The sequence below is a fragment of the Pseudomonas silesiensis genome, assembly GCF_001661075.1.
GTDB classification, from domain to species: Bacteria; Pseudomonadota; Gammaproteobacteria; order Pseudomonadales; family Pseudomonadaceae; genus Aquipseudomonas; species Aquipseudomonas silesiensis.
This window is the reverse complement of the sequence record NZ_CP014870.1, coordinates 5626644-5648552: the sequence shown is the minus strand read 5'-3', so window position 1 is coordinate 5648552 and position 21909 is coordinate 5626644. Positions and strand designations below refer to the sequence as shown.

At 57.6% G+C, this 21909-nt stretch carries 13 protein-coding genes; 12 read left to right on the top strand and 1 reads right to left on the bottom strand.

Going from position 1 to position 21909, the window contains the following annotated elements:
* Positions 1–98 precede the first annotated feature (98 nt).
* The gene (gene hisD, locus PMA3_RS25035; RefSeq protein ID WP_064679706.1) at positions 99–1436 is read left to right on the top strand and encodes a histidinol dehydrogenase; all 1338 of its coding nucleotides are present in this window, start codon (positions 99–101) and stop codon (positions 1434–1436) included.
* Positions 1437–1438: 2 nt separating this feature from the next.
* On the top strand, positions 1439–2491 hold the full coding sequence (hisC, locus tag PMA3_RS25030; RefSeq protein WP_064679705.1) for a histidinol-phosphate transaminase: 1053 nt from the start codon (positions 1439–1441) through the stop codon (positions 2489–2491).
* A 134-nt stretch (positions 2492–2625) separates the two neighbouring features.
* Here hisC and algW read toward each other — a convergent pair whose 3' ends face one another.
* Positions 2626–3792 (bottom strand): Do family serine endopeptidase AlgW, encoded by a 1167-nt coding sequence (algW, locus tag PMA3_RS25025; protein ID WP_064679704.1) that lies wholly within the window; start codon positions 3790–3792, stop codon positions 2626–2628.
* Positions 3793–3894: 102 nt separating this feature from the next.
* Between algW and PMA3_RS25020 the strand changes: the two genes are divergently transcribed.
* The 10 genes from PMA3_RS25020 to PMA3_RS24975 all read left to right on the top strand — a co-directional run bounded on the left by PMA3_RS25020 (position 3895) and on the right by PMA3_RS24975 (position 21738).
* The gene (locus tag PMA3_RS25020; RefSeq protein ID WP_064679703.1) at positions 3895–4653 is read left to right on the top strand and encodes a Nif3-like dinuclear metal center hexameric protein; all 759 of its coding nucleotides are present in this window, start codon (positions 3895–3897) and stop codon (positions 4651–4653) included.
* A 254-nt stretch (positions 4654–4907) separates the two neighbouring features.
* Complete coding sequence (gene cysD, locus PMA3_RS25015; protein ID WP_064679702.1) at positions 4908–5825, top strand: sulfate adenylyltransferase subunit CysD; 918 nt, start codon at positions 4908–4910, stop codon at positions 5823–5825.
* Between the two features lie 9 nt (positions 5826–5834).
* A complete protein-coding gene (gene cysN, locus PMA3_RS25010) occupies positions 5835–7733 on the top strand; it encodes a sulfate adenylyltransferase subunit CysN (RefSeq protein WP_064679701.1) in 1899 nt (632 codons plus the stop codon).
* A 517-nt stretch (positions 7734–8250) separates the two neighbouring features.
* Positions 8251–9624 (top strand): TolC family outer membrane protein, encoded by a 1374-nt coding sequence (locus tag PMA3_RS25005; RefSeq protein WP_420848706.1) that lies wholly within the window; start codon positions 8251–8253, stop codon positions 9622–9624.
* 64 nt (positions 9625–9688) lie between these two features.
* Positions 9689–11827, top strand: a complete 2139-nt coding sequence (locus PMA3_RS25000; RefSeq protein ID WP_064679699.1) for a type I secretion system permease/ATPase — start codon at positions 9689–9691, stop codon at positions 11825–11827.
* 62 nt (positions 11828–11889) lie between these two features.
* On the top strand, positions 11890–13308 hold the full coding sequence (locus PMA3_RS24995) for an HlyD family type I secretion periplasmic adaptor subunit (RefSeq protein ID WP_064679698.1): 1419 nt from the start codon (positions 11890–11892) through the stop codon (positions 13306–13308).
* A gap of 371 nt (positions 13309–13679) precedes the next feature.
* The gene (locus PMA3_RS24990; protein ID WP_082930418.1) at positions 13680–14282 is read left to right on the top strand and encodes an NMCC_0638 family (lipo)protein; all 603 of its coding nucleotides are present in this window, start codon (positions 13680–13682) and stop codon (positions 14280–14282) included.
* A 473-nt stretch (positions 14283–14755) separates the two neighbouring features.
* On the top strand, positions 14756–15301 hold the full coding sequence (locus tag PMA3_RS24985; RefSeq protein ID WP_064679697.1) for an NMCC_0638 family (lipo)protein: 546 nt from the start codon (positions 14756–14758) through the stop codon (positions 15299–15301).
* A 248-nt stretch (positions 15302–15549) separates the two neighbouring features.
* Positions 15550–16263, top strand: coding sequence for a hypothetical protein (locus tag PMA3_RS24980; protein WP_064679696.1), 714 nt, complete (start codon positions 15550–15552; stop codon positions 16261–16263).
* Between the two features lie 15 nt (positions 16264–16278).
* Positions 16279–21738, top strand: a complete 5460-nt coding sequence (locus PMA3_RS24975; RefSeq protein ID WP_237140662.1) for a S8 family serine peptidase — start codon at positions 16279–16281, stop codon at positions 21736–21738.
* Positions 21739–21909 lie beyond the last annotated feature (171 nt).

Sequence of the window (21909 nt, the reverse complement as noted above, 5' to 3'; positions counted from 1 at the left end):
GTCTATCCGCCTCATAGCCAGAATTCTCAGGTGCCCAAGCGGAAACGACTGCTAAGTTAGGGCGCCTGAGTTTTTGCCAATTCTATGAGGCTCTCGCTATGACCGCACCGACTGCAATTCGCCGACTCGACGCTGCTGACCCGGATTTCGCACATCATCTGGATCATCTGCTGAGCTGGGAAAGTGTGTCCGACGACTCGGTCAATCAGCGCGTGCTGGACATCATCAAGACCGTGCGCGAGCGTGGCGATGCGGCGCTGGTGGACTACACCCGGCAATTCGACGGCCTGGACGTTGCCTCCATGGCCGACCTGATCCTGCCGCGTGAACGCCTGGAACTGGCCCTGACGCGGATCACCGTGCCCCAGCGCGAAGCCCTGGAAAAAGCCGCGGCCCGTGTGCGCAGCTACCACGAAAAGCAGAAACAGGATTCCTGGAGCTACACCGAAGCCGATGGCACCGTGCTCGGCCAGAAGGTCACGCCGCTGGACCGCGCCGGCCTGTACGTCCCGGGCGGCAAGGCGTCGTACCCGTCCTCGGTGCTGATGAACGCGATTCCCGCCAAGGTGGCCGGCGTGACCGAAGTGGTCATGGTCGTGCCGACCCCGCGCGGTGAAATCAACGAGCTGGTGCTGGCTGCGGCCTGCATCGCCGGTGTCGACCGCGTGTTCACCATCGGTGGCGCGCAAGCGGTCGCTGCGCTGGCGTATGGCACCGAAAGCGTGCCGAAGGTCGACAAGGTGGTCGGGCCGGGCAACATCTATGTCGCCACTGCCAAGCGCCACGTGTTCGGCCAGGTCGGTATCGACATGATCGCCGGCCCCTCGGAAATCCTCGTGGTGTGCGATGGCAAGACCGATCCGGACTGGATCGCCATGGACCTGTTCTCCCAGGCCGAGCACGACGAAGACGCCCAGGCGATCCTGGTCAGTCCGGACGCCGGGTTCCTCGACCAGGTCGCCGCCAGCATCGCCAGACTGCTGCCGACCATGGAGCGCGCCGAGATCATCGAAACCTCGATCAATGGCCGTGGCGCGCTGATCAAGGTCCGCGACATGGATCAGGCCATCGAAGTGGCCAACCGCATCGCGCCGGAGCACCTGGAATTGTCGGTCGCCGATCCGCAAGCCTGGCTGCCGCAGATCCGTCACGCCGGTGCGATCTTCATGGGCCGTCACACCTCCGAAGCCCTGGGCGACTACTGCGCCGGCCCGAACCACGTGCTGCCGACTTCCGGCACCGCGCGATTCTCCTCGCCGCTGGGGGTGTACGACTTCCAGAAACGCTCGTCGATCATCTTCTGCTCCGAGCAGGGGGCGTCCGAACTGGGCAAGACCGCTTCCGTGCTGGCCCGTGGCGAGTCGTTGACCGCGCACGCGCGCAGTGCCGAATACCGCATCGTTGACGAAGACTTTCCACAAGGGCAGGGGAACTGAACATGAGTAAATTCTGGAGCCCGTTCGTCAAGAACCTGGTGCCTTACGTGCCCGGCGAACAGCCGAAACTGGCCAAGCTGGTGAAGCTCAATACCAATGAAAATCCGTACGGTCCATCGCCCAAGGCCCTGGCGGCGATGCAGACCGAACTGAACGACAACCTGCGCCTGTACCCGGACCCGAACAGCGATCTGCTGAAAAACGCAGTCGCCAACTACTACGGCGTACAGACCAATCAGGTGTTCCTCGGCAACGGTTCCGATGAAGTCCTGGCGCACATCTTCCACGGTCTGCTGCAACACGATCAGCCGCTGCTGTTCCCGGACATCAGCTACAGCTTCTATCCGGTCTACTGCGGCTTGTACGGAATCGCCTTCGACGCGGTACCGCTGGACGAGCAGTTCCAGATCGATCCGGCGGACTACGCCAGGCCGAACGGCGGGATCATTTTCCCTAACCCGAACGCACCGACCGGCTGCCTGCTGGCGCTGGACGCCGTGGAGCAAATCCTCAAGGCCAGCCCGGATACGGTGGTCGTGGTGGATGAGGCTTACATCGACTTTGGTGGCGAGACGGCGATCACGCTGGTGGACCGTTATCCCAATCTGCTGGTCACTCAAACGTTGTCCAAGTCCCGCTCGCTGGCGGGCTTGCGCGTGGGGCTGGCAGTGGGCCATCCGGACCTGATCGAAGCTCTGGAGCGAATCAAGAACAGCTTCAACTCCTATCCGCTGGATCGCCTGGCGATTGTCGGCGCGGCGGCGGCGTTCGAGGATCGCGAGCACTTCGACAAGACCTGCCGGTGGGTGATCGAGAGTCGCGACAAGGTGGTCGGGCAATTGGAGGCGAAGGGCTTTGAAGTGTTGCCGTCGGCGGCGAACTTCATTTTCGCGCGTCATCCGCAGCACGATGCGGCGGGCCTGGCGGCGAAGTTGCGCGAGCAGGGTGTGATCGTCCGGCACTTCAAGCAGGAGCGGATTGCCCAGTTCCTGCGGATCAGCATCGGTACGCCAGAGCAGAATCAGGCGCTGATCGACGGCCTGGCCGACCTCTAAACCACGCCGCGGTCCTTGTAGGAGCGAGCTTGCTCGCGAAAAACCTGAGAACGCCTCGGGGTGTCAGGCCAACAGCGTTATCGTTGACGACTATCGCGAGCAAGCTCGCTCCTACAAGGGTTTTGTGTTGCTGCTTACTCTTGTTCTTTCTCTTTGGCCGGCGCCGGCGCAGGCGGCGGACGCAGTCCGACTTCCGCCACGAGCTTGAGCTCCTTGCCGTTGCGCATCACCTCAATCGTGACCTTGTCGGTCGGCTTGATCCGCGCCACCTGGTTCATCGAACGGCGACCATCGCCAGCCGGTTCGCCATCGATGGCGAGGATCACATCGCCTAATTGCAGGCCAGCCTTCTGCGCCGGGCCATCACGGAAAATCCCCGCCACTACGATTCCCGGACGCCCGGACAGACCAAAGGACTCCGCCAGTTCCTGGGTCAACGGCTGCACTTCGATCCCCAGCCACCCGCGAATCACCTGGCCGTGTTCGATGATCGACTTCATCACGTCCATGGCCAACTTGACCGGAATCGCGAAACCGATGCCTTGCGAACCGCCGGATTTGGAAAAGATTGCCGTGTTGATGCCGGTCAGGTTGCCGTTGGCATCCACCAGTGCCCCGCCGGAGTTGCCCGGGTTGATCGCGGCATCGGTCTGGATAAAGTCTTCGTAATTGTTCAAGCCCAACTGATTGCGCCCGGTGGCGCTGATGATGCCCATGGTCACGGTCTGGCCGACACCGAACGGGTTGCCGATGGCCAGGGCCACGTCGCCGATGCGGATATTGTCGGAACGGCCGACGGTGATCGAGGGCAGATGCTTCAAGTCGATCTTCAGCACCGCGAGGTCGGTTTCCGGGTCGCTGCCGATCACCCGGGCCAGGGTTTCCCGGCCGTCCTTCAGGGCGACCACGATCTGGTCGGCGCCGCTGGTCACGTGGTTGTTGGTCAGCAGATAGCCTTCCGGGCTCATGATCACGCCCGAGCCGAGGCTCGACTCCATGCGCTTCTGCTTGGGCGAGTTGTCGCCGAAGAAGCGGCGGAACTGCGGATCCTCGAACAGCGGATGGTTCGGTTTGTTGATGACCTTGGTGGTGTACAGGTTGACCACCGACGGCGCGGCCGTGGTCACCGCATCGGCGTAGGACACCGGGCCCTGTTGCATGATGGTGGTTTGCGGTGCTTGCTGCAGGTTGACGTCGAGGCTCGGGAGGCCGACCCACTGCGGGTAACGCTGGATGATCAACAGAGCGATAAGCACGCCGGCCAACAGCGGCCAGCCGGAAAAACGCAGCGCCTTGAGCATTAAGCACGTCCTGAGAGGTTGCAGGCGGTATGAGACCGCCCATAATGTCGCGCATTATACGAGGCCAAGCGTGCCTCTGAACGGGATATTTAGGAGTCTTTTATGGCCGTCGCCTTGAGCACCCTGGTCGAAGAAGCCGACCGTTACCTCAACAGCGCCAGGATTGCCGATTACTGCCCCAACGGCTTGCAGGTTGAAGGCCGGCCGCAGGTGATGCGCATCGTCAGTGGCGTCACCGCCAGCCAGGCGTTGCTCGACGCCGCCGTGGAAGCCAGCGCCGACCTGGTGCTGGTGCATCATGGCTACTTCTGGAAAGGCGAGAATCCGTGCATCACCGGCATGAAGCAGCGTCGCTTGAAGACCCTGCTCAAGCACGATATCAGCCTGCTGTCCTACCACCTGCCGCTGGATCTGCACCCCGAAGTCGGGAACAACGTGCAGCTGGCGCGTCAACTGGACATCACCGTCGAAGGCCCGCTGGACCCGGACAACCTCAAGGTGGTCGGCCTGGTCGGCTCATTGAACGAACCGGTGACCCCGCGGGATTTCGCGCGCCGGGTGCAGGAAGTCATGGGCCGTGAGCCGTTGTTGATCGAAGGCAGCGAGATGATTCGTCGGGTGGGTTGGTGCACCGGTGGCGGTCAGGGTTACATTGACCAGGCGGTGCTGGCCGGCGTCGATCTGTACCTGTCCGGTGAAGCCTCCGAACAAACCTTCCACAGCGCCCGGGAAAATGACATCAGCTTCATTGCCGCCGGTCACCACGCCACCGAGCGTTATGGTGTGCAGGCGTTGGGCGATTACCTGGCGCGGCGTTTTGCCCTGGAACACATCTTCATCGATTGCCCGAATCCGATTTGAATACCCCCGATTTCTCCCCCGTAGGAGCGAGGCTTGCCCGCGAAGAACGATAACGCGGTTTGATCAGGTACACCGCGTTAACGTTCTTCGCGGGCAAGCCTCGCTCCTACGGGTCCGTAGCGCCCAAACGAGGGGGTATATTCATATACCCTTTCGATCTAGCCGGCGTCCTGATTAGAAGAGGTCGCTGTGCTAGGATTCCCCGCTCGAACACGGCCCGCTGGCCGTCCATAAGATCGTTTTCGTGAGTAGCCATGGTCGACAAACTGACGCATCTGAAACAGCTGGAGGCCGAAAGCATCCACATCATCCGCGAGGTCGCCGCCGAGTTCGATAACCCGGTGATGCTGTACTCCGTCGGTAAAGACTCCGCCGTAATGCTGCACCTCGCGCGCAAGGCATTCTTCCCGGGCAAACTGCCGTTCCCGGTAATGCACGTCGACACCCAGTGGAAGTTCAAGGAAATGTACGCGTTCCGCGACCGCATGGTCGAAGAGCTCGGCCTGGACCTGCTGGTGCACGTCAATCCCGAGGGCGTGGCACAAGGCATCAACCCGCTGACCCACGGCAGTGCCAAGCACACCGACATCATGAAAACCGAAGGCCTCAAGCAGGCCCTCGACAAGTACGGTTTCGATGCCGCGTTCGGCGGTGCCCGTCGCGACGAAGAGAAATCCCGTGCCAAAGAGCGCGTGTACTCCTTCCGTGACACCAAGCACCGCTGGGATCCGAAAAACCAGCGCCCGGAGTTGTGGAACGTCTACAACGGCAACGTCAACAAGGGCGAATCCATTCGTGTGTTCCCATTGTCGAACTGGACCGAACTGGACATCTGGCAGTACATCTACCTCGAAGGCATCCCGATCGTGCCGCTGTATTTCGCCGCCGAACGCGACGTCATCGAGATGAATGGCACCTGGATCATGATCGACGACGAACGCCTGCTCAATCACCTGAGCGATGAAGACAAGGCGCGCATCGTCAAGAAGAAGGTCCGCTTCCGTACACTCGGCGACTACCCGTTGACCGGTGCGGTCGAGTCCGAGGCTACCAGCCTGACCGACATCATTCAGGAAATGCTCCTGACGCGAACTTCCGAACGCCAGGGCCGGGTCATCGACCACGATGGCGCAGGCTCGATGGAAGAAAAGAAACGTCAGGGTTATTTCTAAGGGGTTGTCATGTCGCACGTATCTGATTTGATCAGCGAGGACATCCTCGCCTACCTGGGCCAGCACGAACGCAAGGAAATGCTGCGCTTCCTGACCTGTGGCAACGTCGACGACGGCAAGAGCACCCTGATCGGGCGCCTGCTGCACGACTCCAAGATGATCTACGAAGATCACCTGGAAGCCATCACCCGCGACTCGAAAAAAGTCGGCACCACCGGTGAAGACGTCGACCTGGCCTTGCTGGTCGACGGCCTGCAGGCCGAGCGGGAGCAGGGCATCACCATCGATGTCGCCTACCGCTATTTCTCCACCGCCAAGCGCAAGTTCATCATCGCCGACACCCCCGGCCATGAGCAGTACACCCGCAACATGGCCACCGGTGCGTCCACCTGTGACCTGGCGATCATCCTGGTCGACGCCCGCTACGGCGTGCAGACCCAGACCCGTCGCCACAGCTTCATCGCCTCGTTGCTGGGCATCAAGCACATCGTGGTCGCCATCAACAAGATGGACCTCAACGGCTTCGACGAAACAGTTTTCGAGTCGATCAAGGCCGATTACCTGAAGTTCGCCGACGGTATCGCCTTCAAGCCGAGCACCATGGCCTTCGTGCCGATGTCGGCCTTGAAAGGCGACAACGTGGTGAACAAGTCCGAGCGCTCGCCGTGGTACACCGGCCAGTCGCTGATGGAAATCCTTGAAACCGTCGAAATCGCCAGCGACCGCAACTACACCGACCTGCGTTTCCCGGTGCAGTACGTCAACCGTCCGAACCTGAACTTCCGTGGTTTTGCCGGCACCCTGGCCAGCGGCATCGTGCACAAGGGCGATGAAGTCGTCGTCCTGCCGTCGGGCAAGAGCAGCCGCGTGAAATCCATCGTCACCTTCGAAGGTGAACTGGAACACGCAGGTCCCGGTCAGGCTGTCACGCTGACCATGGAAGACGAGATCGACATCTCCCGCGGCGACTTGCTGGTGCACGCCGACAACCAGCCGCAAGTGACCGACGCCTTCGACGCCATGCTGGTGTGGATGGCGGAAGAGCCGATGCTGCCGGGCAAGAAATACGACATCAAGCGCGCCACCAGTTACGTACCGGGTTCGATCACCAGCATCGTCAACCGCGTTGACGTGAACACCCTGGAAGAAGGCCCGGCCAGTTCGTTGCAACTGAACGAGATCGGTCGGGTCAAGGTCAGCCTCGACGCGGCCATCGCGCTGGACGGTTACGCGAGCAACCGCACCACCGGTTCGTTCATCGTCATCGATCGTCTGACCAATGGCACCGTCGCCGCTGGCATGATCATCGCTCAGCCGTTGAGCCATGGCAGCAGCACCCACCACGGCAAACTGGCCCACGTCGCCACCGAAGAACGCGCCCAGCGCTTCGGCCAGCAACCGGCCACCGTGCTGTTCAGCGGTTTGTCCGGCGCCGGCAAAAGCACCCTGGCCTACGCGGTTGAACGTAAGCTGTTCGACATGGGCCGTGCGGTGTTTGTACTCGATGGCCAGAACCTGCGTCACGACCTGAACAAAGGTCTGCCACAGGATCGCGCCGGGCGTACCGAGAACTGGCGTCGTGCCGCCCACGTGGCGCGTCAGTTCAACGAAGCCGGTCTGGTGACCCTGGCAGCCTTCGTGGCGCCAAGTGCCGAAGGTCGTGAGCAGGCCCGGGAACTGATCGGCAAGGAGCGTCTGCTGACGGTCTACGTCCAGGCCTCGCCGACGGTCTGTGCCGAGCGTGATCCGCAAGGCCTGTACGCGGCGGCCGGGGATAACATCCCGGGCGATTCCTTCCCGTACGACGTGCCGCTGGACGCCGACCTCGTGGTCGACACCCAGTCGCTGTCCCTGGAAGAAAGCGTCAAGCAAGTGCTGGACCTGCTGCGTCAGCGTGGCGCGATCTAAGCGTTAGCCGTTAATAAAAAACCCGTCGATGAGTGATTATCGGCGGGTTTTTTTGTGTCTGGTCGGACGCCTTCGTCGGAACGCCGACCGGAGCAAACCCGCTCCGACACTGTTTCAGTGAACACAAAATTTGCATTCCATAGAGAACACTGTGGGAGCTGGCTTGCCAGCGAAGAGGCCGGCACAAACAACTCAATACCCAGAATACTCACACTGCACCTGTCGCAATCCCCCAACCTTCCCCAACCAAAAGTAGTCCGAATATTTCAACATTGTAGGAAAACTCCATTTGTAACTTTTCCTATACGTGACTATCCAATTGATCATCATTTACCGGATGAGTATTACAACTGCCTCGGAAGTCGGTATCTCACATTAATTCAAGCGTCTGGGTAATCTTGTCAGCAGATGAAACACCTTGTGTCCATCGCACGGATTCAACTCAGATAACGTTTTAACCAGTGGGGGTCAAAGTATGCCGAGGGAGAGGGCTAGAAATTGGAGCGCACACATTGTACTGATGAAGATCATCGGACTTGTCGTCTTGCTTTCACTATTTCCATCTTCGCTGCGAGCAGATGTAGATGCTGGTCGCGCGAACCTGATGTCTGTTTATGAAGAAGCGTTAATGAGTGATGCCCAGTTGTTGGCCGCCAGGCATCATTATGAATCCCTCAAGGAAAAAGTACCCCAGGCGCGCGCCGGGTTATTACCAACCCTGAACTCCTCGGCACGCTCCGCTGCCGTTACCCAAACCGGATCTTCTCCAAGTCGTTCTCGCAATGATTCAACCCTTCAGGCCAACTTGATTCAACCGTTGTTTCGTGCCGATCGCTGGTTCCAGCTGGACGCCACGCAAGCGACGCTGAGCAAAGATCAATTCGAGCTGCTGGCAAAAGAACAATTACTGATCCTCAACGTGGCACAAGCTTATTTCGAAACCTTGCGAGCACTGGACAGGGTGGCAGCGTCCAAGGCAGAGGAAACCGCTCTGCAGCGTCAACTACAGCAGGCCCAGGGCCGACTTGCCAGGGGGGCGGCCAGCATCACCGACCTGTTGGATGCCAAGGCGGCGTACGACAATGCCAACGCCAACCGCAAGCTGGCGGAGCGCAAGGTGCATGATGCGTTCGGGGACTTGTCTCGTCTGACCAACAGACACTATTCGGCGATTGAAGGTCTCCAGCACCGGCTGCCCATTGTGGCGCCAGCACCCGGGCAAGCGGACGCCTGGGTCAATCAGGCGGTACAACAAAACCTGAATCTGCAAGCCAGCCAATTTTCGGTAGTCGCGGCGGAACATACCTTGCGGCAACGCAAGGCCGGATTCGCCCCCACCCTGGATGCGGTGGTCTCCTATCGCAAAGGCAACAGTGAAGTCACGAGCGGCGCTAACTACCGGGATGATATTACCCAACGCAGCATCGCACTTGAACTTAATATTCCCTTGTATTCAGGCGGCATGGTCCGTTCGCAAGTGCGCGAAGCCACCGAGCAGTTGACGCGAAGCCAATATGAAAAAGAAGACCGGCTTCGGGAAACAGTGCTGGTGACTCGTAATCTGCATCGCACCGTCAATTCCGATATCGAACAGGTAATAGCCAGACGCCAGTCCATTCAGTCCAGTCGAGCGTCGGTACAGGCAAACCAGGTAGGTTGGGAGATGGGGTCTCGAAACTTTGCGGATGTTCTTAATGCGCAACGCCAGCTTTATAACGTCGTCAGGGAGTACAACAACGCGCGCTATGACTACATCATCAATACCCTGAAACTGAAACAGGCGGCGGGACTGTTAAGTCCGGACGATCTTGTAAGCCTGAACAGTTATCTGTCCGGGAATTATGATTTTGAACAGGATTTCCTTCCTCCCGATAGTCCCGCGCGAACTTGATCCGGTGATACATCGGCAGTTTTTATCTCATTCAGTGCTTCATTCCGATTGACCAGGATGTCTCATGAGCGAAGAAGAAAAGATTGAATCCACTGCGGACATCGACAGCGGTGTTGCCTGCCTGGTCATGCTGGCCCGCTTCCATAATGTGGCGGCGTCGACCGAACACCTTAGCTACCTGTTTTCTACCCAAGGGCAAGCGCTCGGACAATCCGAATTGCTCTTGGCTGCGCGCAAGTCGGGCTTCAAGGCCAAGTCGGTGAAAACAACGATTGCCCGTCTTGACCGTACCCCGCTACCGGCGATTGCAACGGATCGTGACGGCGGCTTTTTTATCATCGCCAAACTGGATGAGGGAAAAGCCCTGATCCAGGATCCTCGCGCCAGCCGACCCGAGGTGATCAGCCTTGACCAGCTGCAAGCTCGATGGAGCGGGGGGTTGCTGTTGGTTCGTTCCGAATCCGCACTGCCCGGGGAGAACTCGCGCTTCGACTTCACCTGGTTCATCCCGGCCATCGTCAAACACCGAAAGCTGCTGGGCGAAATCGTGGTGGTTTCCTTTGTCCTGCAACTGTTCGCACTGGTGACACCGCTGTTCTTCCAGGTGGTCATGGACAAGGTGCTGGTGCATCAGGGCTTGACCACCCTGGATGTCATCGCCTCCGGCTTGCTGGCGGTGATGGTCTTCGAGTCCGCCCTCAGCGGTTTGCGCAGCTACGTATTTGCCCACACCACCAGCCGCATCGATGTGGAACTGGGCTCACGCCTGTTCCACCATTTGATCGGCTTGCCCTTGGCTTATTTTCAGGCGCGGCGCGTGGGCGACTCGGTGGCCCGTGTGCGTGAACTGGAAAACATCCGCAGCTTCCTCACGGGCAATGCCATCACCTTGCTGTTGGACGTGCTGTTTTCAGTAGCCTTCATCGTCGTGATGTTCTGTTACAGCGGCTGGTTGACCTTGATCGTGCTCCTGTCGTTACCGCTGTATGTGCTGGTCTCGCTATTGATCACGCCGTTGTTGAGATCGAGGCTGCAAGACAGTTTTGCGCGCGGTGCCGAGAACCAGGCGTTTCTGGTGGAGACGGTGAACGGTATCGATACGCTCAAGTCGATGGCGGTCGAGCCGCAGATCATGCGCAAGTGGGACAACCAGTTGGCGGCCTATGTCGCGGCCGGGTTCAAGACCCAGAACCTGTCCGCTATCGCTAACGAAAGCGTGTCCCTGATTGGCAAACTGGTCACCGTGGCAACACTGTGGCTGGGTGCCCAGCTGGTCATCGACGGCCAGTTGTCGGTGGGTGAGTTGATTGCTTTCAACATGCTTGCCGGGCGCGTATCGCAACCGATCATGCGCCTGGCGCAGCTCTGGACCAGCTTCCAGCAGACGGGTGTTTCGGTCCAGCGCCTGGGTGACATTCTCAATACACCCACCGAGTTGACCCAGGGCACCCGCAGCACGCTGCCGCCGCTCAAAGGCCATATCGAGTTCGACCAGGTGCATTTTCGCTATCGCACCGATGGCTCCGAAGTGTTGCGTGGGGTAAACCTGCAGGTCGAAGCCGGTGAAGTGATCGGGGTTGTCGGTCGGTCCGGTTCCGGCAAAAGCACCTTGACTCGCCTGCTCCAGCGCTTGTACGTCCCCGAGCGTGGCCGGGTGCTGGTCGATGGCATGGACTTGGCGGTGACCGATGTTTCATCCCTGCGCCGGCAGATTGGCGTGGTGTTGCAGGACAGCATGCTGTTCAACCGCAGCATCCGCGAAAACATAGCCCTGAGCGACCCGGGCGCTCCCCTCGAAGCGGTGATCGAGGCCGCAAAAATGGCCGGTGCCCATGCCTTCATCCTCGAATTGCCGGAAGGCTACGACACCGTCGTCGGCGAACACGGCGCTTCGCTGTCCGGCGGCCAGCGACAGCGCATCGCCATCGCCCGGGCGCTGATGGGCGACCCCCGCATCCTCATCTTCGACGAAGCCACCAGCGCCCTGGACTACGAGTCCGAGCGGATCATCCAGCAGAACATGCAGACCATCTGCCAGGGGCGCAGCGTGATCATCATCGCCCACCGACTGTCCGCCGTGCGGGATGCCCATCGCATCCTCGTGGTGGATCGCGGGCAAATCGTCGAACAGGGCTCACATGCCGAACTCATCGCCCAACAGGCGGAGCACTACTGCCGGCTGCACCGCCTGCAGCAAGGCTGAACGACCAGCCACCTGAAGCATCGCCGACCCCGCCTGTTGTTGACTCACGGAGTGATTGTCACATGACCGCAAGCCTTGATCTTTTGCAGCGCTACCGCGACGCCTGGCGTCAGTCCTGGCGCCAGCGCCGACAGATGGACGCGCCGGCGGGGCGCCTGCCCCATGAAATCCAGTTTCTACCCGCGGCCCTGGCGCTCCAGGACAAGCCCGTGCACCCGGCTCCCCGGGTCTTCCTCTGGAGCATCATGGCCTTCGCCATGCTGACAGTGCTGTGGGCCTCGATCGGCAAGATAGAAGTGGTCGCGATCGCACCGGGCAAGATCGTCCCCAGCGGTAAAATCAAGTTGATTCAATCCAGCGAAACCGCCGTGGTCAAAGCCATCCATGTCAGCGACGGCCAGACAGTCAGGGTCGGTGAGCGCCTGGTCGAACTCGATCCGACGTCCGCCGATGCCGACGTCAAACTCATCCAGAGCGACCTGCTGGCCGCGCGCATCGACAGCGCCCGGGGCACGGCAATGCTCGATGCGATCAACCACCGCCAGCCCCCGGACTCCCTGATCGGCGCCATCGAGCACGCCAACCCCGAGCAAGTGCTGGCCGCACAGCGCTGGCTCCAAGGGCAATACCAGGAATACCGCAGCAGCCTCGAGCTGGTCGATGCGGAAATCCTCCAGCGCAGCGCCGAAATACAGGCCGCCCGGGCGCAGGTCTCGAACCTGCTGAAAACCCTGCCGATCGCCACCCAACTGGCCGAAGACTATCAACGCTTGCTCACCGAGCAATACGTGGCCCGTCACGAATACCTGGAAAAAGAACAGGCCCGCCTGGACCTGCAGCGCCACCTGCGGGTGCAACAGGCCAGCGTGCTGCAATACTCCGCCGCCCGGGCAGAAGCCCAGCGCCGCCGTGAAGGCGTCGTCGCCCAGACCCGCCGGGCCATGCTCGACCTGCAGCAACAGGCCGATCAAAAAGTCGCACGACTGGTACAGGAACTGGCCAAGGCCCGCTACCAGGAATCACTGACCCTGCTCAACGCTCCGGTAGCGGGCACCGTTCAGCAACTGGCGATTCACACCGTCGGCGGCGTAGTCACCGCGGCCCAGCCACTGATGGTGATCGTTCCGGATAACCAGCCGGTGGAAGTCGAGGCGTTCCTGGAGAACAAGGACGTCGGATTCGTTCGAGCGGGGCAGGCCGTCACGGTCAAGGTGGAGACCTTCACTTTTACCAAGTATGGGACGGTGGAGGGCGAGGTTGTCAGCGTTTCAAGTGATGCGATTGAGGATGAGAAGAAGGGGCGTGTGTATGGCAGTCGGATACGGCTGAAGGCGGATCATCTGATCGTTAGAGGGGAGAAGGTCTCGTTGTCTCCTGGGATGTCTGTGACGGCTGAAGTGAAGACGGATGAGCGGAGGGTGATTGAGTATTTCTTGAGTCCGTTGCAGCAGTACGCGAATGAGAGTTTGAGGGAGCGGTGAGTTTTCAGGCTGGAAAAGAGATTGTTTTTTCGGGTGGGGCAGTGATTGCATTTGTTGGAGCGCACATGTAAGGCACGTCCTACAAGTGGCAATAATTATCGGATGATGCCTACAAGATTGTGGGAAGCGTGAGTAATGACATTTGGTGAGTTGCTAGTAATCTGATTGTTATGTCACCAATGTGAAGGTTTTCGTTGTCTGATATTTGAGGAGGCATTACATGATCAAGTTTTGGATAAGGTATGGGCTTGATTTTGCCGGGATTCGTTGGGTCTTGACCTTTTTTCGGTTTATTAGCTCGAAAATTAATCTGAAAGTACTTGTTTTCGTGAAGTCGTTGGCCTGTCGCGCAGATGGGTAATGTGTTTTGAATGATAGCTTCTTCGGATCATTTTTATCTTGAATTTTGGGCCTTGGGGGGATTTTCAATGCCGAGATTTATCGTCGTTATACTTATGCTTGCACTGACGTCGAATGTTTGTCTTGGCAGCGAAGGTGACGCTCAAGCCAATTCGTTCGCTAATATCTACGCATTGCTTTGCATGAAGAATCTTTTAAATCTTGAGGCGCTCCGAGAACAGTTGAAACCTATGCCACAGTTTCCTCCTGAAAAGGCAGCGCCATTCTTGGGGGGGCGTCCCGGCGACGCTTGGCCTGTTCCAGACAAACATGGAAAGTTTGTGCTTACCATTCATAGCAGCAAGAATTTTTGCGCTGTGCATGCTCACAGGGCAAGTACTGAGACTGCAATAAAGAGGTTCACTAGCCTGGTCGCAGACGCGCCGTATCCGCTCATCGCAACGCAAGTGAAAAACGAACAAACACAAGACGTCGTAAATGGGCCAGTACAAACTGTTTCCTACGAGTGGTCAACTCCAGGCGCGCCGCTAAAATTGTTGTTCACTCTCTCGACAACCCCATCCGATTCCGCAGAACTTCAAGTGCTGGGTTCGGCGGCGGTCATCCGTCAATGAAGTCTTACCCAGTGATCAAACGGAACTGTGCGACACGTTTAACTGCATGTTGGCGTACGTTTTTCCGAATTCGGCGGCCGGAGTGCAGCTAGATTCGAATGTCCCACCCAGTGATAAATTGGCGCAGTTTTATCTGGATAGCCTGAGCATCAGCGACACAGCAGTCATGCGGATCGCTTCAGCGTAGCAGTGGCGTCCACGATAGTAGCGCGCAGATAATGCCAGTCTGAAATTATTTGATAGTAAAAACGGGTCGCCCTTCAATGATAGTTATTATTTTTGTGAATAATTGTGCGAAGACTCCTACGGGATTGGGGCCGATTATCAGAAGAGGCCTACGTAATTGTAGGAAGTGTGATTGATGACTTTTGTATGGTTGGTAGTAGTATGAAAATTATGTTCTTTATGTGGCACTGCATTAGTAAACGTTGGGGTCGTCCTTAGCTTAATTGTTAGATTTACGGAGATTTTCCATGCCCAGAATTATCGCCGTTATATTTGTGCTCATCCTGACGTCAAACGTTTGCTTTGGTAGCGAAGGTGACGATCAAACCCACTCGTTTTTTAAAGTTTACACGTCGCTTTGCCTTGAGAATATTTTAAACCTTGAGGTTTTTCGACAAAAGATGAAGCTTATGCCAAAGCTTCCTCCTGAACAGGCTGCAATGTTTCTGGCAGGTTATCCAGGAGACGCTTGGCCAATTCCAGACAAAAATGGAAAGTTTGTGCTGATCCTTCCGATTGGGAAGAGTTTTTGCGCAGTGCATGCTCGCAAGGCAAGTACTGAGACCGCAATTAAATTCTTTACTGAGTTGTTCGCGACCCCGCCCGCGCCGATCACTGCAAAGCAAGTGAAAAACGAGCAAGCGCAAACAGACTTAAACGGAAAAATACAAACTATTTCTTACGAATTGTCACTTCCAAAAACGGCACGAAAAATGTTGTTGACTCTCACGACCGCCTCATCCGAATTGGCACAAATTCAAGTGTTTGGTTCGGTATCTATGATCGGTCAATGAAATCTATCCAAGCATCTAAATGAATGCTGTGTCTATTACAGTTTGTATCTGTGCACGTAAGTTAACGAAGAAAAATTCACGGTTCCTCACTTGGTTGGAGCTCGCACGGAGAAGCAGAGGGGATACTGTTTTTATGATGTTCTCTCGTTGGTAATTGTCGGAAATTGGCTGCGTGAATATAGGGAGGTGTGATTGGTAACGTTTGAAGAGTTGCTAGTGGTCTGAATGTAATAATTAGGAGGTATTGGATGATCGTTCCGTTGATCAAAAATATACTTTGTTTTATCGCGGTTTGTTTGCTTGTGATTTTATACGGGGTGTATTGGTTTGCTTCTGAAGCCAAAGAAGCTTGGTGGGTTGTAGAGCGATTTGGTGGGATGGAGGTAATAAACGATAAAAGCATCTCTCCAGAGGGGATTGATCGTATTTATATGAGGTCGCTCTATTTAAAGCCTCAGCAGGATGTCGTACGGTTTTTAGAAGCTCGTGAACCATGCTTGGATTTTAATCAATACTGTATGCAGCTTGATTCTGCAGTAATTAATCTACATCTTAATAAAACAGGTGTAGTACTGGACTATATGGATGATTTTTTTGGGAAATATGAAGCGGATGTCAATTTTTTTGAAGGAGGGTGCCCGATTGTATTGGAAACAACAATGGTTGTAAAAGAGGTGGTTGCACTTCGTGAGCTTTCTGCCAGGAAAGCTCGGGCTGTCGCGCGAGAGAAGATGAAAAAAATCAAGGAGGATGGAGGGCTGATTTATTCATTGGATACTCCGGCATGTAAGAGATTTTTCCGGAAGAAGCCCTATTTTGCTAGAGGGTATATTGGGCATCTTACGTTTTTAATGGAAGTTGCAGAGGGGAGGTTTGCGGCATCATGGAGGTACTTAGGAGCTATGCGAAGTATACAGTCAACGTTGGCGGTCATGCCAAGTAAGCATTTGAATGTTAAATAAAAGCGAGGTTTTGATATGGGTAAGTCTCAAGCCGGATCGCAAAGTGGTATTTTGGAGAAGAGCACTCCTGAAAAGCTTGATGAAATTAATAAAGTCAGGTCGTATATGGATTTGCTCAGTAAAACAAGCGGCATTGATCAAACCATTGTCGGTCGTCTCGACCGAATATTGGGATTAACAGTGGCTCAAGGGCGTATAGCTTACTTGTTTTCTGATGAGTTTAAAGGCAGTAGTACTGAGGCGGATCAACAATTTTTGGAGTCGGTCAAGGATCTTAATCTCGGCCCGTTCGACGTCCTGTTGGATAATGGTATTAGTGCGTGGAAATATTTATTGAGTTTTTTTAGTGGTGAGGAGGGTAATAAGGAAGCCTTGGATAGGTTGCTCTACCTTATAGGTTCAGTTGATGTCGAGGTTAAAAAAATAAGAGAGCGAGATTATGGGGCCTCGCCTTCCCTAGATGAATGGCATGCTACCATGGGTGAATTCAGGAAGTATGTTCGTGATAAATCTTCTTCGTTAAGAAGTGAAGGCGGTAGTTTAGGGGAAAGTGTGTTGGGCTTTGCTGGCCCAGCTGCAAGATCGCTAATTGAAGAAACTATTTCCGAACAAATACGGAACATTATTAATGGTGTAGAAAACACCAACACCAACAACCTAATCCAAATCGAAATCACCCCCGACCCCCAACCCCAACAACAAATTCCCGGCGAAAACCAGGCCCGCGAAGACGTTTCCAACGGCTTCACCCAAAACGCCTCCACCCACCGCGTGTTCTTCACCGACCCAACCCTGAACAACACCGACTTCACCTCCGTCCAGCTTGGCACCCTGGCCACCGGCGGCATCCGCCCCGGTGAAATCCAGCTTGATCCCAATGTGCGCCCGAACGAGTACCTGTCGCAGTTCTACCTCGACAGCCCGAGCAGCAGCGAGCCGGATTTCAGTTTGCGCAATGCAGTGACCTTGAACGGTCTGGCAGCACTGACCACCGTCAATACCTACGTCGATCCCTTGCTGCTGGACCTGACCGGCAACGGCGTGCAGATGACACCCATCAGCGATGGCGTGCTGTTCGACACCGATCACAGCGGCACGCTCAAGCGCAGCGGTTGGGCGGATCGAAGTACCGGGATGTTGGTGGTCGATGATGGCAGCGGGCAGATCAAGGATGTCAGCCAGATGTTCTCCGAGTATTTCCGGGGGGCTTTGGGGGGGAATGGACAGGCGGGGGAGGTGTTGTACAAGGACGGGTTTGCGGCGCTGGCCAGTGTGGATGGCAATGCGGATAAGGTGATCGATGCGAGTGATGCCATCTGGAGTCAGTTGCGGGTGTGGGTCGATGCGTCTCACGACGGTAAAAGCGATGCCGGCGAACTCAAGACGCTGGCCGAGCTTGGCATCACGCAGATCAATGTCGCGGCAACTCCGGTCAGCGGTGATGTGCGCCAAGGTAACAGCGTGATCGCTCGTGGCTCCTTTGTGATCAATGGCGCGACGCGCGAAGCCCTGGCGGTGAATTTCCTCGGCGATCCGGTCAGCAGCACGCTGACGGTCGAAGGTAGCGGCAGCAAAGTGGTGTCGACGACCGGCGCGACCACCACCACTGCATACGCCAGTAGCAGCACCGCCGACGAATCCCTCGATGCGGGCCAGTTGGGTGTGACGAATGTGTATGCAGGCAGCGGCAACGACTCCCTGACCGCTGCGGCGACCGGCAGTTGGCTGGTGGGTGGCGCCGGCAGCAATACGTATAACGGTGGGGCCGGTGACGATGTGTTTGTGGTCAGCGCCAGTGACAATCCGAACAATATCCATGGCAATGGCGGGCGCGATACCGCGATCATCGTCGGCGATGAGGGCATGGCGCTGAACATGGCCAAGGCCGGGCTGACGATCGCCCAGGGTGGCCGCGGTTATGCCTACATTGTCGGCGGCGGGCACTCCAGTGTCTTCATCAAGGGCGGGTCTGGCGGTTCGACGCTGATTGGCGGCGCAGGCAACGACGTGCTGGTCGGCGGCACGGGGCGCAATAACATCATCGGTGGCAGCGGCAAGGCGGTTATCTACGCCGGGCCCAAGGGTGACGCGATCATGGCATCGGCCGGGGGCAGCATCATTCACGCCGGGGCCGGTGTGGACCGGATTTATGGCGGTGCCGGTCATGATGTGATCGAAGCCGGTCACGGCGACGCGATCATCGACGGCGGCGCAGGGGTCAACCTGGTGACGCTGCACGGTAAGTATGGCGACTACAAAATCACTCGCACCGAGACCGGTTACACCGTCTCGGACGCGGTGGCGGGCCGCGATGGTACCTTGACCCTGAGCCGGATCCAGAAATTGAATTTCGCCGATATTTCAGCGGTAAGCCTGGAGCAGCCCAACGCGATGCCCGTGGCGGATGCATTGCGGGTCAATCAAGCGGGGAATGCCTTTGATCGTACTCAGCCTCAGTTGATTTCAGCCGCCAGCATCCTGGCCAACGACCAGCGGCTCAACAGTCAGGGCGATTTGCGTATTGCTTCGGTTGGCGACTCGCTGGGCGGCAGTGTGAGCCTGACTGAACAAGGCGATGTGCTGTTTACCCCTGATCCGCGCTTCACTGGTATTGCCAGTTTCAAGTACGGGCTGGTGGACGCAGCCGGTCACCCGGCAGCCTCGGTGGTGGACTTGCAGACCGGTGAACTGGCGCCCCTGCGGGCGACGGTCACGCTGCTCACCCCGGACGTGCCGAACGATCCATTGACTGCACAGCAGTGGTATCTGAGCGACATCAATGTACTGCCGGTCTGGAAGGACTACACCGGCAAGGGCGTGCGCATCGGTCAGTTCGAACCTGGTGGGGAGTTTTCCACCGCTCCAGAAATTTTCGATATTCGGCACCCGGATCTGGCGCCGAATGTCGATCAACCCTGGCTGCAGGCGCAAGGCCAGACGTTGCCGGCGCTGGCTTCTGATCACGCAACGATGGTCGCGGGCGTCATGGTGGCGGCAAAAAACGAGTTGGGCGGCATCGGAATCGCCCATGAGGCGACCCTCGGCGGCCACTACCTGACCAATAGCGGTGCCGACCTGACCGGCTTGGGCAAAATGCTCGGCTATGACATCGCCAACCATAGCTGGGGCTTCAGCAAGGACTTCGCCCTGAGCAATCTGCAAGGCGGGTTGGTCAACACCGCCAGTGCGTTGATGACCAATGCCCAGTATGCCGCGGACAGCGGTCGAGGGGGGCTGGGTACAGTGATCGTCACGGCCGGTGGGAACGAGCGTGCGACCGGCGGCAGCGCTCAAGGCTCGTTGCTCAACAACAACCGCTTTTCGATTCAGGTCGGCGCGATCAATGCCCAAGGGGATCTGTCGACGCTGGAGACGGGTTCGGCGCCTTTTTCCAACCCCGGCGCGAGCCTGTTGGTTTCGGCGCCTGGCAGTAACGTCTGGTCCACCAGTTACAAGCTGGAAACCGAACGCGGCTCGACTTTTGGCAATGACTACAGCGCCATGAAGGGGACCAGCTTCGCCGCACCGATCGTTTCCGGGGTGATTGCCTTGATGCTGCAGGCCAACCCGAACCTGGGTTACCGCGATGTGCAACAGATACTCGCGGTGTCCGCGCGCAAGGTCGAGGGTGGGGCCACGCAATGGAACGACAACGGCGCGCGGAACTGGAATGGGGGAGGGATGCACGCCAGTCACGATTATGGCTTCGGCAAAGTGGATGCACGGGCGGCTGTGCGCCTGGCTGAAAGCTGGATGACGCAAAGTACGGCAGACAATTTGATGACCGTTTCAGCGTCCAGCGGTGCGCTTGGACAGGTTGCCGGTGCTGGCGAGAGTATCGCGCCCAAACTGGCGATGCCCGGAGGGTTGGACATCGAGCATGTGGAAATCGATTTCGACGCACAGGTCGGGCGGTTAGGCGATCTAGTGGTCAGACTGATTTCGCCCAACGGCACTCAAAGCGTGCTGCTTGACCGGGCGGGAAAGGTTCCGCTGACCGCACCGGGAGCCAGCGACGCGGACGTTGGCGGCACCCAGGAGGGCACCTTCAAATACACCTTTATGTCGACTCATGCCTGGGGTGAAGACATGGCGGGCGACTGGACACTACAGGTGACCAATACGGCCAATGGCTTGCCTGTTACGCTCAATAACTGGTCGTTGCGCCTGTTCGGTGCCGATGCGACGGGTCACGACAGCTACTTCTATACCGATGAATTTGCCGACTCGGTCAAGCGTCAGGCGGAACGCGCCGTTCTCAATGACGGATCGGGACGCAATACGATCAATGCGGCAGCCGTCAGCGGCGATGTCTCGGTTGATCTGAGTACAGGCGCGGCGGTGATCGGCGGTGTCGCGTTGACGGTGAACAATGCTCAAGCGATCCACAATCTGCTCAGCGGCGACGGCAATGACACGCTGATAGCCGGGCCCTCCGACAGCCTGCTCAACGGCGGCCGTGGCAACAACACCCTGGTTGGTGGCGCAGGTAAAGACTTGTTCGTCGTGCACCGGCGTGGCAGTGGGCTCGACACGTTGGTCAATTTTGATCCCGCCCGCGCCGAGGTGATCAACCTGGTCGGCTTCAAAGGTAAAAAATTCGGCGATCTGCGGCTCACCCAGCAAGAGGCGGACGTGTTGGTGGAGCTGGGCGATGGGCAAAGTCTTCTGCTGAAAAATCAACTGACGACCGCGATAGGCGCAAGCCACTTCAAGTTCCAGACTACCTTTATTCCACCGGTCGTCCTGACTGAAACACCGACCATTGACCCGCCTCCCGTTACTCCCGGGATTGTGCAAGACGTGCCAGGCACAGTGACCTTGAACGGTGGCGCAGGAGGTATAAGCCTTTCATCGGATGCCACCGGACGCTTTGTCGCCTCGTTGTCGGGCAAGGTGTATAGCCACGATGGCGAAGCAAGCAATGTCTTTGTCGTGGCGAAGCAAGAGGGTGTGTCGAACTACAAGAATGCGTTGCGTGGCTTTCGGCAAGGTGCCGACAAGATAGATCTGAGTCAGACCGGCATCACTGATTTCAGCGCCTTGACGATCAGTAAGGTGAACCGTTCCACGATCAACGATATTGTGCTGGTTCATGGCGTGGAGATCAGTACTGGCGCAGCAGATCCGGATTCGACGATCAAACTGCTGTATCTGGATGCTTTGGAAGTATCTCAGTTGAGTGCCTCCGACTTCATATTCGCTCGCCCTGGGGCCGTGCCAATCCTCAATCCAATGGCGGAACGCCTGCCGGTTGCTGAACAGTTGCTGAGCACCCCATCGGGCGATTTTTCGGCCGAGGGGGTTTCCACGGGCAATCAGGCAGGCGATTCGGCCACGTTCGCGCAGCAATACCGGGCTGACGCGCTGGTTCAGGCGATGGCGATGTTTGCGCCGCAGGAGGCTGCTGGGTTGTCGTTCATGCCGATGGAGCCAAGGTCGGTGCACCCGGTTCTGGTGGCGAGTGCTGCCTGAGTAGAAGATAAAAACCCGCCAATGAGTGTTCGTCGGCGGGTTTTTGTGTCTGGTCGGACGCCTTCGCGGCAAGCCCGCTCCCACAGGGTTTTGTAGTGTGCACAGCTACTGCGTACGACTCGATTCCTGTGGGAGCGGGCTTGCTCGCGATAGGGCCGGTACAGCCACCTG